Source organism: Pseudomonas sp. MT3 (assembly GCF_054720805.1).
Genome location: NZ_JBTVPY010000012.1, coordinates 176,043 through 188,859, shown reverse-complemented (window position 1 = coordinate 188,859; position 12,817 = coordinate 176,043). Strand labels below are relative to the sequence as shown.

Genomic DNA, 12,817 nt, shown 5'->3' with positions numbered 1-12,817 from the left:
TATTTCCAGAGCTTGGAAAGTGTCTAGGAAAGCCGGGGCGATTCAGCCTCGCCAAGCGCTACGTCTGTTTTGAGCTGGCGGATGACCCGGCTGAAGCTCTGAGCATCTTCTGCAACTCGCTCCTTCCAAGCCTCTCCACGGTTGTCCCGCTTGTTCCGTGCGGCTTGAAACTGGGCCTTCCATGCGGCGAGCACCGGCAGGCGTCTATCCATTGCCTCTGACCGCAGTCCAGTCTTCAGCGACTGGGTTAGAACCTTCTTCCCTCCCATTGCTTGCTGCACATCGGCAGGAATGGCCAGCCGCACATACCAAGTGGATTCGCCTTTCTTCTTGATCAGATTGTCAGCCATAGGTGGGCACGTGCCGTGGGAGAGGAGTACTGCGGATTGTACTACTCGGTTGTACTACTATTCGAGCTGAAAGCCTCAGTGCAGCAGCGTTTGTGGGCTCCGGAGGTGGTTATGGTGAGTCCCTATCTCTCCGCCATTATTGAAATGGCTGAAGCCCCTGAAATTCCTAGAGTTTCGGGGGCTTTGTCTTTTCTGCGTCCGGGCCAGTGTCGAAAGGATCAGGCACGCTATCGGCAGCCCAGCCTCAGTGGAATACACTCGCTCGAACCAACCAGGGATGGTGGTCATGGGATTCGCAAAGGTATTCCTTTCTTTCGGCGCCTTAGTCTTCTGCGTGCTACTCATCAGCGCCGCTGGTGCGGCCATTCACAAGCACATCACTAAGTCCATCTACGACTCTTCGCCCGAAGTCAGGACGGCAGTCTCGCGCGTGTCCACTTTGTTGAAGAGCAGCGATCCTGCCGAACAGAAGCAGGCCATCAGCAAGTTCACCCGCTGCAGTGGATTCGTGTAGCCGATCTCGCCCAACTGGTGCAGCTCGTTGTACACCGCTCGCAGATACCCCAGGCGGTTGTTCAACGTCTTGCCATGCGCCCCTGTAGCCAGTTCGATACTCCGTGTACTGGTTGCCCGTTAGCTGCGCCGCCACCGGTTCGCCCATATCCTCGGCCAACTGCAGCAAAAGCCGCTTGCGATTCTCGCCGTCGCTCAACGCGTGGCCATGCGGAACGCTCCAGCGCTCGATCAACTCGGACAATCGCCGCCGATCCTTGGGCTGTGGATTCCATTCCGGATTCTGTACCAGGCGCTGACGCATCAGGGCCTCGAAGCGTTGCGCTTCGGCCTTGGTTTTGAATCGCCTACGAAAGCGTTTGCCGTATCGATTAGACTCGCGCTCCGATAGATTCTGGCGAGCAGAACTGCGCCTTCGTAGTCAGCAACGAGTTGCTTGCCGAGTGACTTGGCGCGCTCCTCGCCATCGGTTCGCCGACCCATCCTGTGCCGACGAAAGTACGGACCTTCATCGATTATCTTGGCGCGCTGTTCGCTCCCCCCTCTGCCCTGGGACGAGGTTCTGGATGACGCTCAAGAAGCGGTGCTGCATCGGTTCCGCCAGCTCCAGTTGCCCAATAGCGACTGACCGCTTCAGGTTGGCCAAGGAGTGCCGGAGTGCCGGAGTGTCATGGCAGGCCCTCCGGCACCCGGACAGGGGAAGTTCGTCGCCCTTAGAAATGCCACTCCATGTGCAGCGTCGGGGCGCGGGTGTTGACGCCTGGCTTATGTACCGCACCGTACTTGTGGTGCCACCACTCGTAGCCCGGGCCGACCCACAGCTTGTTCTTTTCGCCGAAGGCCAGCTTGCCGACGTCGACCATCAGCGCGCCGCGTACCAGGCTTTCCTCGCCGGTGTCCTGGCGGAAGTAGTCCTCGCCCTTCTCGGTCTTGTAGCTGGCGAAGCCGTGGAACTTCAGCGGCACCTCGCCGGCCTGGAAGGGGTAGCCCCAGGCCAGGTGGATCACGTAGTACGGGTCGAACTCGATGTTCTCGGTCTGGCAGGCGGGCAGGCCGCAGTGGTTCCACTCCATGGCGTAGAACAGGCTGAGGTCGAGGTAGCCGGGCACGTCGAACTTCAGTGTCGGGCCGACCAGCAGCATGCGCTTGCGGGTGGAAAAGTCGGTGTTCTTGTAGTTCAGTTCGGCGCCGCCGCCGATGGCGATGTCCTTGATCGGGCCATAGCGGAACGAGCGGTCGAACAGGTGGCTCAGGTAGAACTGGTGGCGATAGACCATGTACGCCTCGATGGCGCCGTGGTCGCTGTCCTTCTCTGGGTCGTTGCCGTCGGACTTGAGGATGTCCAGGTTGAACAAGCCCATGCCGCGCTCGTTACCCCGGCTGTGGCCGAGCTGGTAGATCTCCTTCTGGATCTTCTTGTCCACTGGCGGCTCGGTGAAGTGCTCGCCATAGCGGAAGCCGACGAAGGTATCGCTCCAGTCGGCGGCCTCGGTTGCCTGTACGGCGAGGGCCAGGGTGCACGCGGTCAGTACCTTGCAAAAGCATTCTTGTAATTGTTTTACGTTCATTGAGGTCCAGTTCCGAATCGGTTGCCGCTCGCGCGGGATCGCCGTGCGGGCTGCGAGGGGAAAGGCGGGCGGGTAGCCCGCCGCGGGTTCACTTCATGGTCGGCATGACGAAGTCGGCGCCGTTGCGGATGCCGCTCATCCAGCGCGAGGTGACGGTCTTCAGCCGGGTGTAGAAGCGCACGCCTTCCGGGCCGTGCATGTGGTGGTCGCCGAACAGCGAGTTCTTCCAGCCGCCGAAGCTGTGGAAGGCCATGGGCACCGGGATCGGCACGTTGATGCCGACCATGCCGACCTGGATCTCGTGGGCGAACATGCGCGCCGAGTCGCCGTCGCGGGTGAAGATGGCGGTGCCGTTGGCGTACTGGTGGGCGTTGATCAGCGCCACTGCCTCCTGGTAGCTCTGCACCCGCACCACGCCGAGTACCGGGCCGAAGATTTCCTCCTGATAGATGCGCATCTGCGGGGTGACGTGGTCGAACAGGCTGCCGCCGAGGTAGAAGCCGTCCTCGTAGCCCGGCTGCTGCATGCGGAACTCGCGACCGTCGACCACCAGCGCGGCGCCTTCCTCGACGCCGCTGTCGACGTAGCCGCGCACGCGGTCGCGGTGTTCGCGGGTGATCAGCGGACCCATTTCCGCCTGCGGGTCAGTGCCCGGGCCGATCTTCAGCGCACGCACCCGCGGCGCCAGGCGTTCGATCAGCGCGTCGGCGGTGGCGTCGCCCACCGCCACGGCGATGGAGATCGCCATGCAGCGTTCGCCGGCGGCGCCGTAGGCCGCGCCCATCAGCGCGTCGGCGGCCTTGTCGAGATCGGCGTCGGGCATCACCACCATGTGGTTCTTCGCCCCGCCGAGGGCCTGCACGCGCTTGCCGTTGGCCGCGCCGGTGGCGTAGATGTGCCGGGCGATGGGGGTGGAGCCGACGAAGCTGACGGCCTGGATGTCCGGGTGGGCGAGGATCGCGTCCACCGCCTCCTTGTCGCCGTTGACCACGTTGAACACGCCGGCGGGCAGGCCGGCTTCCTCCAGCAGTTCGGCGAGCAGCAGCGCCGCCGACGGATCGCGCTCGGACGGCTTGAGGATGAAGGTGTTGCCGCAGGCCAGGGCCACCGGGAACATCCACAGCGCGACCATCGCCGGGAAGTTGAACGGGGTGATCCCGGCGACCACGCCGAGGGCCTGGCGCATGGAGTGCGAGTCGATGGCGCTGCCGATGTTCTCGCTGACCTCGCCCTTGAGCAGGTGCGGGCCGCCGCAGGCGAACTCCACCACCTCGATGCCGCGCACCACCTCGCCCATGGCGTCGGAGTGCACCTTGCCGTGCTCGGCGGTGATGATCGCCGCGAGCTTCCCGGCGTTCTGTTCCAGCAGTTCCTTGAAGCGGCCGAGCACCCGTGCGCGGCGCAGCGGGGTGGTCGCCGACCAGGCCGGGAAGGCGGCTTTCGCGGCGGCTACTGCCTCGTTCAGTTCCGCGGCGCTGGCCAGCGGCACCTGGACGCTGATCTGGCCGGTGGCCGGGTTGCGCACGTCGGCGACGCGGCCGCTGCGGCCCTCGCTGCGACGGCCGTCGATGTAGTGCTGCAGGATGGTGGTCATGGTTTTTCTCCGCATGAGCAGTCCCGTTCCGGCACGTTGCACACGTGCCGGTCTGGCGGGCTGCAGGTCAGTGATGGATGGTCAGGAGGCGGCGGTTCCAGCCGGCTTCAATGCCGTCGCCGGGGCGGCGAGTGGCACTTCGGCCTGGGGCATGAAGAACATGATCAGCGTGCCCAGGGCGAAGAACCCGGCGCACACCAGCAGCCCGAGCCCCAGGCTGTGGCTGGTGGCGATGCCGCTCAGCAGCAGCGGGGCGAAGGCGGCCAGGCCGCGGCCGAAGTTGAAGCAGAAGCCGGCGCCGATGGTGCGCACCCGCACCGGGTAGAGGGCGCTGAAGTAGGAGGCGAACAGGCTGGCGAAGGCATAGAAGAAGGCGTAGACCGGGCCCAGCCAGAACAGCACCTGGTTGTCCGTGGTCAGCGCATAGACCGCCAGCATCACCGCGCTGCCGAGCAGCGACAGCAGGGTGGCGTTGCGCTTGCCGATGCGATCGGCGAACAGGCCGAAGGCGTTGATGCCGATGAAGGCGCCGATGTTCAGGATGGTCATGAAGTGCGCCATCATGCCGAGTTCCAGCCCGCGCTCCTGCACCAGGTAGGTCGGCAGCCAGGTGCTGGCGCCCCAGAAGCCGATCACCGAGCAGCTCGCCGCGGCGGTGCCGAGCAGGGTCAGGCGCAGCAGGTCGGGGGCGAAGATCTCCCGTACCGAAGCCTTGACCGGGGCCTCCGCGCTGCTTGCGACGCTGTCCTTCTGCGCCTTCCATTCCGGCGATTCGGGGACGAACAGCCAGAGGTAGAGCACCGGGATCAGGGTCGAGATACCCGCGGCGAGGAACAGCATCTGCCAGTCCGGCAGGAAGGCCTTGCCGGCCATCGCGGCGATGGCGGCGCCCACCGGGAAGGAGCTGAGCACGAAGCCGGTGGCGCGGGCGCGCTGATGTTGCGGCCAGGTCTCGGCGATGTAGGCCGAGACGATGCCCCACACCCCGCCCAGGCCGAGGCCGGAGAGGAAGCGCAGCAACAGCAGCAGGTACCAGTTGCCGGTGCTGGCGACCAGCATGGTCAGCGCGCCGAAGCTGATCAGCGACGCCAGCAGCGCCTTGCGCCGGCCGAAGTTGTCGGAGTACCAGCCGGTGGTGATGCTGCTGAAGCCGATGCCGAGCAGCGTCGCCGAGGCGAGCATGCCGGCTTCGCCGATGCTCAGGCCGAGGTCCTGGCGGATCACCGGCAGGGCGATGGTCAGCAGAATGATTTCCATGGCGTCGAACAGATAGGCGAGGAAGCCGCCGACGAGCACGTGCCATTTCGAGATGTTGTGCATGGTCGCGTCTCCGTCAGCCGTTCAGCCGGTGGGTGGATCGGTGGATCGGGTGGGTGTGCCGCATGGGTTTCTCCTTGTTCTTGTTATGTACGGCGCCGGGCGCGGCTGGCGCCCGGCAGATCGGGGATCGCTAGAGCAGGGCGCAGCTCTCCTCGAAGGCCAGGCGCGGGCTGCGCGGGAAGAGTTTTTCCGGGTCGCCGTAGCCGAGGTTGCAGAGGAAGTTGGTTTTCACCCGCTGGCCGGGGAAGCTGCCGTCGGCGCCGAAGAATTCGCGGTCGACCCGTTCGTGGTCGAAGCCCGACATCGGCCCGCAGTCCAGGCCCAGGGCGCGCGCGGCAAGGATGAAGTAGCCGCCCTGCAGCGAGCCGTTGCGCAGCGCCGCGGTCTCGATCATCTGCGGCTGCGCGGCGTACCAGTCGCGCATCCCGGGGTTGTGCGGGAACAGGCGCGGCAGTTGCTCGTGGAAGTCGGTGTCGTAGCCGATGATGGCGGTCACCGGCGCACCCAGGGTCTTATCCACATTGCCCTGGGCGAGCGACGGCAGCAGGCGCGCCTTGGCCTCGGCGCTGCGCAGGAAGACGATGCGCGCCGGGCAGCCGTTGGTACTGGTCGGGCCCCAGCGCACCAGGTCATGGATGGCGCGCAGGGTGTCGTCGCTCACCTCCCTGTCGAGCCAGCCGTTCTGGCTGCGGGCGTTACGAAAAAGGAGGTCGAGTCCCTGTTCGGAAAGTACTTCTCTCATGGCTCTGGGTTCCTGTGGTCATCGGTGGTTGTGGCGCTGGCGCTCGGTGAGCGAACGTGGGGCGACGCTTTCGTCTTCGTCGCTGCCGCCTAGGAAGAACTCCACCGACATCGGCGGACCCCACTGGTAGAGGCTGGAGTCGCAGGCCTGGGTGCAGTTCATCGGCGATTCGTGGTTGAACAGGTCACCATCGGTGAAGTGCTCGATGAGGTTGCCGGAGGGGTCGCGCCAGTAGTCGAAGATCTGGCTGCCGAGCACATGGCGGCCGACGCCCCAGAACGGCGTCCAGCCCTGCTCGTTCATCCACTCGTGGCCGAGGCACTGGGCGTCGAAGTCCTGCACCTCGAAGGAGGCGTGGTGCACCACGTCCCGGCCGGCCTGGAACAGCGCGATGGTGTGGTGGTCGGTCCAGTCGTCGCCGCGATTCAGGCGCAGGAAGGCGGCGGCCGGGCAGTCGCGCTCCTCGCCCTCGACGATCAGGTCGGACGGCAGCATGCCGAGTACGTTGCGATACCAATCGATCATCGCCGTCATGTCGGCGACGCCGATGGCGACGTGGCCGAGGCGCATGGCCTGCGCCGGTCCCTTGCCGGGCCGTTGCACGTCGCCGAAGCGGCGTTTCTCCACTGCGGAGTTGAGCACCAGCGCCGAGCGGTGGGGCAGCGGATCGACCGGCTGGATGCCGTGAACCAGCTCTATGCGTCGGCCAGACGGGTCATGCAGGACCACGCAGTGACCACCGCCGGGATGCTCCAGCGGCTGGATCGGCGATGCGCCGGGCAGGCGCTCGGCGGCCTGCAGGTCGTCGAGGGTTTCCACGGCGAAGGCGATGGCGCCGAAGGATGGGGTGTCGGCGCGCTCGGCGATGTAGACGTAGGGCAGCGTCCCGGTACCGCGCAGGTACAGGCGCTGTTCGCTGCGGTGGGCCACGACCAGGCCGAAGTCGAGCAGGAAGCGTTCGAGGCGGTCGAGGTCGGAATGCCGGTAGACCACGTGGTTGATGTCTTTGATGTGCAGCATGGCTGCGTCTCCTTGGCCGTGGCCGGCGACAGGTTCGGGGCGTTCGGCGGCGGGATGGCCTTTTTCCGGGCGGCCGCGTCCGCGGACTGCCGGGCAGTCCGTGGCGAGGGCAGCCGGGAACACCGGCGCGGCGCTAGGCCGGCCGGGCGAATCCCGCCTGATTCAGGGCGAACGGGTTATGGGCGAACTGTGGCGCGGCCTCAGGCCGGCGGAGTCTCGGCGGCGATCGGGTTGCTCAGGAGGCCGATGCCTTCGATCTCCACGGTGCAGACGTCGCCGGGCTGCATGAACAGCATGGGGCGGCGGGCCCAGCCGATGCCGGCCGGGGTGCCGGTGACGATCACGTCGCCCGGTTCGAGGGTGACCGCTTCGCTGAGCACGGCGATCAGTTCGGCGACATCGAAGACCATGTCGGCGGTGTTGCCCTGCTGCTCGACCTTGCCGTTGAGCCGGGTGGTCAGGCTGAGGCCGCGGGCGCCGGGCGGCAGCTCGTCGGCGCTGACGAAGGTGGGGCCGAAGGCGCCGGTGGCGTCGAAGTTCTTGCCGATGGTCCATTGCGGCGACTTGAACTGGTAATCGCGCACCGAGGCTTCGTTGAAGATGGAATAGCCGGCGACGTATTCCAGCGCACGTTCACGCGGGATGTGGCGGCCGCGGCTGCCGATGATCACCGCCAGCTCGCCTTCGTAGTCCAGCTGCTCGGACGCCTGCGGACGGACGATGGCGTCGCCGTGGCCGATCAGGGTGGTGGCGAAGCGCGGGAAGAAGGTGGGGTAGGAGGGCTGCTCGTAGGGGCTCTCCTTCGTATGGTCGGCGTAGTTCAGACCGACGCAGACGATCTTGCCGGGGCGCTCGATGGGCGGCAGGTAGCGGATGCTGGAGGCATCCAGGAGGGGGGCTTCGCTGAGCTTGCGGTGCGCCAGTTGTAGCGCTGCATGACCGGCATCCAGCAGTTGCAGCAGCGAACCCGGATAGCCCGGCTGGTTTTCGGTGAGGCCGCGCAGGCCCGCTTCGGTTTCCACGGCAAGGCCCTTGGCGGAGCCTTCGACAAAGTGCACGAAACGCATGATCTGTACCTCGCTGTTATTCTTTTTCAAGGCTTCAGTAAACGGTAACGTACCGTACCGTTTTGCCGAGATTCCCATGCGCAATGTCCCCTGTCAACTCGGAGCCAAGAAGTTTTACGAATATGCCGCCGGGCTTCGATTCGATTTCATTTCATGCCTGGAGCCCCCGGCAGACCGCGGGTAGGCTATGCACGGTTGTTTGGACAGATTCGCTGGACGTGGGAGGGAAGGTTCGTTGAACGAGCGGGTGGAAAGTCAGAGGCAGGTCGAGAAGCGCGAGGGTATCCTCGCGGCGGCGACGGAAATGTTCCTGGAGGAGGGCTACGCCGGGGTCAGCGTGGACGCGATTATCGCGCGCATCGGCGGCTCCAAGCGCACCCTGTACGCCTATTTCGGTGACAAGGATGGGCTGTTCGCGGCGATCATCGCGCGTCTGTGCGAGGAGATCGTCAATCCGCTCAGGAGCATGGATCTCGCGCACAAGCCCTTGCCGGATGCCTTGCGGGAAATCGCGGGAACATTCTTCGACGTAGTCCTTTCACCCCGAACCATTGCCATCCACCGACTGATCGTGGCAGAGGCGCCGCGCGCACCGGAGGCGGCCCGGTCATTTTTTGAGGCTGCGCCGGGCGCGGCCTATGGCTGCCTGACCGAGTACTTCCGGTGGGCTGATGCTGCCGGGTTAGTGAGCCCTGGGGACGCCCAGACGCGAGCAGTCCTGTTTCTCGATGCGTTAACCGGCGATTTCCAGTTGCGTTGCCTGCTTGGCTTGATGGAAACGCCTTCGCGCACTGAGCGCCAGCATCGGCTGGACGAGGCTATCGCTATTTTCCTGAGCGGTTTGGCGCGGTGAATTGGCGGTCAAGCGCATTGCAAATGTGTTCGGTCAGGCAGCCGACCAGCCAATGTACCGATGGCAACCGCTCCGCGAGAGCCATGTCGTCATATCGTTCATGAAATGGAACGGTGTGGGTGATCGGTGAGTCTAGCGTCACTGTCCTTGCAATCTTATCGTTTCCGTCATCTGCAACCTGACGTGCAATGGCTGAGTGATGATTCGGATAAGACCCTGCAGTGGTTCTGCCGCCGTGCTTTCGCTGACGAGTGTACTGAGCTGCGCCGATGCGGCCGCTGATGACGTCAGCCTCCCGCCCTTGCCCTTGGGCAACACCAGCTTCATGGATGGCATCGTGTTGCCGGGAATGTTGTTCGAACTGCCGGTCCAGCATTACCGTTCCAACGATGCCGCCAACGCCCAGGGCCATGCCGTCCCAGGGCGCCAGCGAGTGCGTAGTACGGCTGTACTACCGCATCTTGCATACATCAGCACCCGGAAGTTCCTGGGGGCGTATTACGGGGCCGAGATTCTATTGCCACTGGTGCACCTTGATCTCGAAATCGATGGTGGACCGGACGGTGACCGAACCCGTCAAGGCGATCTGGTCGTCAGTCCGATGCTCCTGCAATGGGAACCCGTGTCTCTGTTCGGTCGGCCATACTGGCAGCGCCTGAACCTGGTGATTACCGCGCCTACAGGGGACTATGACCGCGATGCGAGCATCAATGTGGGGAGCAATCTCTGGATCGTCAGCCCGCATTATGCATTTACCTGGGAGCTCACCGACCGGCTCGAGGTCAGCGGTCGTTTGCACTACGCCTGGTCGAGCCGTAACGACGATCCGGCGTCCCGGCTTCAGGCGGGCGATATCCAGCCGGGGACCGCGGTCCACAGCAATTTCTCGGTTTCGTATGCGCTTTCCGATGCATGGCGAGTCGGGCTGGCGGGTTACCAACTGAGGCAAACCAGCGCCGACCGGATCGATGGGCAACGTCAGCCCGACTCGAAGGAGCGCGTGTTGGGGCTGGGTCCCGGTGTGATGTACCGCCAGGGCAAGCAGAGCTTCTTCGCCAATTACTACATCGAGCAAGGGGCAAGAAATCGCTCCGAAGGCAGCCAACTGACTTTGCGCTATCTCCTTCCTTTCTGATCGGGGCCCGGACATGCCTGCGGTGGCCGGAGAGAAGGCTCGTGATTCTCGCCTATGGCGAGATGCGGCGTTTCAGGAAGCCGGACGCGAGGAAATGTCGGCGGTATGTCCGTGGTGCTGTGCTCGCGGAGCATCCGCCGCATCAATGGCAAGCGGAAGTAGGGTACAGAGGCCATCACGTCGTGCTCGAGTCTCGTCAGTGTATCGACGCTGTCCCGGAGAGCGACGTATGAGCCATCAGGCCTTGGGACGGGTGTTCCACCGATATCCCATCGCTGTCGATCAGGAAAGTGGTGCCCGCGACGCGGTGAAGGCGTCGCGGGCACGGGCCTATTTCTGCGCGGAGGAATCGAAGGCCTCCATTGCGCGCAGGGAGTAGACGTAGGCAGCGCCGGCGTTCAGGGCGATGGCGGTGGCCAGGGTCTGGGCGACTTCGGCTTCGGTGGCGCCGGCCTTGCGGGCGGCTTCGGTATGAACGCCGATGCAGCCGTCGCAGCGGGTGGTGATGGCCACGGCAATCGCGATTAGCTCGCGGGTCTTGGCGTCCAGGGCGTCGCCATCGGCGGCAGCGGCGTCGAGGGCCTGGTAGGCGGCGATCATTTTCGGATGTTTCTTGCCCAGGGCGCCGAAGGCTTTTTTCACGGCGGGCACGTATTCGGACCAGTTGAACAGCATGATGCTTCTCCTTGAGGCCAGGGGGCTTGAGGCTAGGGCGTGGGTGTGGCCTAGAAGCATAGTCTGGCTCGGGACAGCGGGCATGACGGGTTCGCCCCGCTGTTTTTTTGCGCGAGTTGCACCAATGGCTGCGGGCGTGCTCGAGATCGGCGCCGAGGCTCAGTAGGCGTCGAGGATTTCGTAGCACTGGCGGGCGTTGCCCTGGCCGATTTCCAGCTCGTCACCGGGCAGGCGGTGGAGCAGGGCGTTGCCCAGTGGTGCGCGGCTGGTGATGACGAGGATTTCGGTGCCTTCGTGTCGTACTTTCAGGCCGGCGGCATCGGGACCGAGGAAGACCCAGCGCCGCTGGCCGCTGTCGTTGACCAGTTCCACCAGGGCGCTGGTCTGGATGCCCGACTCTTCGTCGAAATCGCGCAGTTGCAGGTTCTCGAACAGGGACAGCGCCTGGCGGATTTCCTCGACGCGGCGCGACTGGCCGGCAGCGAGATAGGCCGCTTCGAGCCCGAGCGTGTCGTACTTGTTTTCGGCGATGTTCTCCTCGTGGGTGGCCGTTTCATGGGCCGTCCTGGCGGCGCGTACGGCGATTTCCAGGTCTTGCGCGAGCCTGGCGAGAATGTGCTGGTAGACCTGCTGCTTGTTCATCACGGGGCGTCGTCGGTCGGGCTGTGCATTGTGCGGGCTTTGCCGCCACGAAGCGACAGGCGCGATGAGGGAGGTTCGTGTTTTATCGGCATTCAGTGGTATATTTGCTGAAAATGCACGATGAGGAGGTCGCCATGAGTGCCCTGTTGCGCGAAAGCCCCGCAGCCGATGCCGTACTGGCCAAGGCGGTACTCACGGCTCGCGAACATCTGGCGATGACCCAGCAGGAGCTGGCGGCGATCGTAGGGGTGGACCGTAGCGCCGTCAGCCGCTGGAAGCAAGGCGGCCTGCGGGTGGACAGCAAGACCGGCGAACTGGCCCTGTTGCTGGTGCGGGTCTATCGTGCGCTGTTTGCCCTGTTCGGCGGCAATCTGGAGGACATGCGCCACTTCCTGCGTACCGAGAATCGTCACTTGAGCGGCGTGCCGCTGCAGTTGATGGAGCAAGTGCAGGGGCTGGTGGCGGTCGTCGAATATCTGGATGCCATCCGGGGCAAGGTCTGAATGTCCTTCGAAACGGGCGCCCGGATCTGGGCACGGCATGCACCGGAGTCGGTCGTCGGTCCGATTCGTGGGCGCCTGGTGCGCCTGGTGGAGAGCCAGGGCCAGGTAGCCACGCTGCAACTGGTGGACACCCTGGCGGAGCAGGCGCTGCTGGAGGAGTTGCTGGAAACCAGCAAACCGCGCATGCCGCCGCCTGCCGAGCACCTGCATTATCTATTGAAGACTCCGTTCCGCTATCCCCCACTGCGCTGGGGTTCGCGCTTTGGTCGGCGGAATGAGCCGAGTCTCTTCTATGCGGCATTGAAACTGGAAACGGCGATGGCCGAGTCGGCCTTCTACCGTTTCGTGCTCTGGGAGGGGATGAGTTCGCCGCCGCCCAGTGGCCGGATTCTTTCCGAGCACGCCTCGTTCGAGGCGCGTTTCCAGGTGCAGCGCGGCGTGCGCCTGCAGTTGCCGCCGTTCCGCGAGTACGAGCCGGCGCTGCGCGATCCGTCGGACTACCGGGTTGCCCAGGGCCTGGGTAGCGCGATGCGCGAGGCCGGGGTGGAGGCGTTCGAATATCGCTCGGCACGCTGTCCGCACGGCGGGGTCAACGTCGCATTGTTCGCCCCATCGGCATTCACCGAGAAGCGTCCGCGCAACCTGATACCCTGGCTGTGCGAGACCACGGGGGAGTATGTCGCCTTCAAGCAGGCCCAGGTGCCGGACACGCCGCGACTGTTCCCGCGCACGCAGTTCCTGGTGGACGGGTGCCTACCGTATCCCGCCTGACCGTCCGTCGTGCCGTGGCATGGTATCGCAGGCATCGGTGTAAGGTGCGGGATGGTCACGCAGG

The 12,817-nt window shown here is 64.7% G+C and carries 14 protein-coding genes and 1 pseudogene; 4 read left to right on the top strand and 11 right to left on the bottom strand.

Annotated elements, in window-relative coordinates:
* Window positions 1-23: 23 nt before the first annotated feature.
* The 8 genes and pseudogenes from ACYCAX_RS14695 to ACYCAX_RS14660 all read right to left on the bottom strand — a co-directional run bounded on the left by ACYCAX_RS14695 (window position 24) and on the right by ACYCAX_RS14660 (window position 8,174).
* Entirely contained in the window at window positions 24-350 is a 327-nt protein-coding gene (locus ACYCAX_RS14695; protein WP_460248306.1) for a DUF6538 domain-containing protein, read from the bottom strand.
* 390 nt (window positions 351-740) lie between these two features.
* Window positions 741-1,167 (bottom strand): annotated as a pseudogene (locus ACYCAX_RS14690) (phage integrase).
* A gap of 409 nt (window positions 1,168-1,576) precedes the next feature.
* Complete coding sequence (locus tag ACYCAX_RS14685; protein WP_015478260.1) at window positions 1,577-2,431, bottom strand: hypothetical protein; 855 nt, start codon at window positions 2,429-2,431, stop codon at window positions 1,577-1,579.
* Between the two features lie 88 nt (window positions 2,432-2,519).
* Complete coding sequence (locus ACYCAX_RS14680; protein WP_460248305.1) at window positions 2,520-4,025, bottom strand: CoA-acylating methylmalonate-semialdehyde dehydrogenase; 1,506 nt, start codon at window positions 4,023-4,025, stop codon at window positions 2,520-2,522.
* Between the two features lie 81 nt (window positions 4,026-4,106).
* Window positions 4,107-5,345: an MFS transporter gene (locus ACYCAX_RS14675; protein WP_015478258.1), complete on the bottom strand. Its 1,239-nt coding sequence runs from the start codon at window positions 5,343-5,345 to the stop codon at window positions 4,107-4,109.
* A gap of 130 nt (window positions 5,346-5,475) precedes the next feature.
* The gene (locus ACYCAX_RS14670; protein ID WP_460248304.1) at window positions 5,476-6,087 is read right to left on the bottom strand and encodes a malonic semialdehyde reductase; all 612 of its coding nucleotides are present in this window, start codon (window positions 6,085-6,087) and stop codon (window positions 5,476-5,478) included.
* Between the two features lie 18 nt (window positions 6,088-6,105).
* Window positions 6,106-7,107 (bottom strand): 2,4,5-trihydroxytoluene oxygenase, encoded by a 1,002-nt coding sequence (locus ACYCAX_RS14665; RefSeq protein ID WP_460248303.1) that lies wholly within the window; start codon window positions 7,105-7,107, stop codon window positions 6,106-6,108.
* Window positions 7,108-7,307: 200 nt separating this feature from the next.
* Window positions 7,308-8,174, bottom strand: coding sequence for a fumarylacetoacetate hydrolase family protein (locus tag ACYCAX_RS14660; RefSeq protein ID WP_460248302.1), 867 nt, complete (start codon window positions 8,172-8,174; stop codon window positions 7,308-7,310).
* Between the two features lie 235 nt (window positions 8,175-8,409).
* Between ACYCAX_RS14660 and ACYCAX_RS14655 the strand changes: the two genes are divergently transcribed.
* Window positions 8,410-9,027 carry a TetR/AcrR family transcriptional regulator gene (locus ACYCAX_RS14655; protein WP_015478254.1) on the top strand — a complete coding sequence of 206 codons (618 nt, stop codon included), beginning with the start codon at window positions 8,410-8,412 and terminating at the stop codon, window positions 9,025-9,027.
* A 138-nt stretch (window positions 9,028-9,165) separates the two neighbouring features.
* Here ACYCAX_RS14655 and ACYCAX_RS14650 read toward each other — a convergent pair whose 3' ends face one another.
* Window positions 9,166-9,354, bottom strand: coding sequence for a hypothetical protein (locus ACYCAX_RS14650; RefSeq protein WP_294979663.1), 189 nt, complete (start codon window positions 9,352-9,354; stop codon window positions 9,166-9,168).
* On the opposite strand from ACYCAX_RS14650, the gene ACYCAX_RS14645 reads away from it, so the two are divergent.
* Window positions 9,353-10,162, top strand: a complete 810-nt coding sequence (locus ACYCAX_RS14645; RefSeq protein WP_294979665.1) for a SphA family protein — start codon at window positions 9,353-9,355, stop codon at window positions 10,160-10,162. The genes ACYCAX_RS14650 and ACYCAX_RS14645 overlap by 2 nt on opposite strands.
* A gap of 330 nt (window positions 10,163-10,492) precedes the next feature.
* Here ACYCAX_RS14645 and ACYCAX_RS14640 read toward each other — a convergent pair whose 3' ends face one another.
* Entirely contained in the window at window positions 10,493-10,837 is a 345-nt protein-coding gene (locus ACYCAX_RS14640; protein ID WP_015478251.1) for a carboxymuconolactone decarboxylase family protein, read from the bottom strand.
* A gap of 159 nt (window positions 10,838-10,996) precedes the next feature.
* Window positions 10,997-11,479, bottom strand: coding sequence for a GreA/GreB family elongation factor (locus tag ACYCAX_RS14635; RefSeq protein WP_015478250.1), 483 nt, complete (start codon window positions 11,477-11,479; stop codon window positions 10,997-10,999).
* 134 nt (window positions 11,480-11,613) lie between these two features.
* On the opposite strand from ACYCAX_RS14635, the gene ACYCAX_RS14630 reads away from it, so the two are divergent.
* Both ACYCAX_RS14630 and ACYCAX_RS14625 read left to right on the top strand, forming a co-directional pair.
* Entirely contained in the window at window positions 11,614-11,982 is a 369-nt protein-coding gene (locus tag ACYCAX_RS14630) for an antitoxin Xre/MbcA/ParS toxin-binding domain-containing protein (RefSeq protein ID WP_015478249.1), read from the top strand.
* Window positions 11,983-12,753 carry an RES family NAD+ phosphorylase gene (locus tag ACYCAX_RS14625; protein ID WP_460248301.1) on the top strand — a complete coding sequence of 257 codons (771 nt, stop codon included), beginning with the start codon at window positions 11,983-11,985 and terminating at the stop codon, window positions 12,751-12,753.
* Window positions 12,754-12,817 lie beyond the last annotated feature (64 nt).

Bases quoted from the DNA above. Each gene is read 5' to 3' on its own strand.
- ACYCAX_RS14695 (WP_460248306.1), bottom strand. From the start codon at position 350: ATGGCTGACAATCTGATCAAGAAGAAAGGCGAATCCACTTGGTATGTG.
- ACYCAX_RS14685 (WP_015478260.1), bottom strand. From the start codon at position 2,431: ATGAACGTAAAACAATTACAAGAATGCTTTTGCAAGGTACTGACCGCG.
- ACYCAX_RS14680 (WP_460248305.1), bottom strand. From the start codon at position 4,025: ATGACCACCATCCTGCAGCACTACATCGACGGCCGTCGCAGCGAGGGC.
- ACYCAX_RS14675 (WP_015478258.1), bottom strand. From the start codon at position 5,345: ATGCACAACATCTCGAAATGGCACGTGCTCGTCGGCGGCTTCCTCGCC.
- ACYCAX_RS14670 (WP_460248304.1), bottom strand. From the start codon at position 6,087: ATGAGAGAAGTACTTTCCGAACAGGGACTCGACCTCCTTTTTCGTAAC.
- ACYCAX_RS14665 (WP_460248303.1), bottom strand. From the start codon at position 7,107: ATGCTGCACATCAAAGACATCAACCACGTGGTCTACCGGCATTCCGAC.
- ACYCAX_RS14660 (WP_460248302.1), bottom strand. From the start codon at position 8,174: ATGCGTTTCGTGCACTTTGTCGAAGGCTCCGCCAAGGGCCTTGCCGTG.
- ACYCAX_RS14645 (WP_294979665.1), top strand. From the start codon at position 9,353: ATGGATGGCATCGTGTTGCCGGGAATGTTGTTCGAACTGCCGGTCCAG.
- ACYCAX_RS14650 (WP_294979663.1), bottom strand. From the start codon at position 9,354: ATGAAGCTGGTGTTGCCCAAGGGCAAGGGCGGGAGGCTGACGTCATCA.
- ACYCAX_RS14640 (WP_015478251.1), bottom strand. From the start codon at position 10,837: ATGCTGTTCAACTGGTCCGAATACGTGCCCGCCGTGAAAAAAGCCTTC.
- ACYCAX_RS14635 (WP_015478250.1), bottom strand. From the start codon at position 11,479: ATGAACAAGCAGCAGGTCTACCAGCACATTCTCGCCAGGCTCGCGCAA.
- ACYCAX_RS14630 (WP_015478249.1), top strand. From the start codon at position 11,614: ATGAGTGCCCTGTTGCGCGAAAGCCCCGCAGCCGATGCCGTACTGGCC.
- ACYCAX_RS14625 (WP_460248301.1), top strand. From the start codon at position 11,983: ATGTCCTTCGAAACGGGCGCCCGGATCTGGGCACGGCATGCACCGGAG.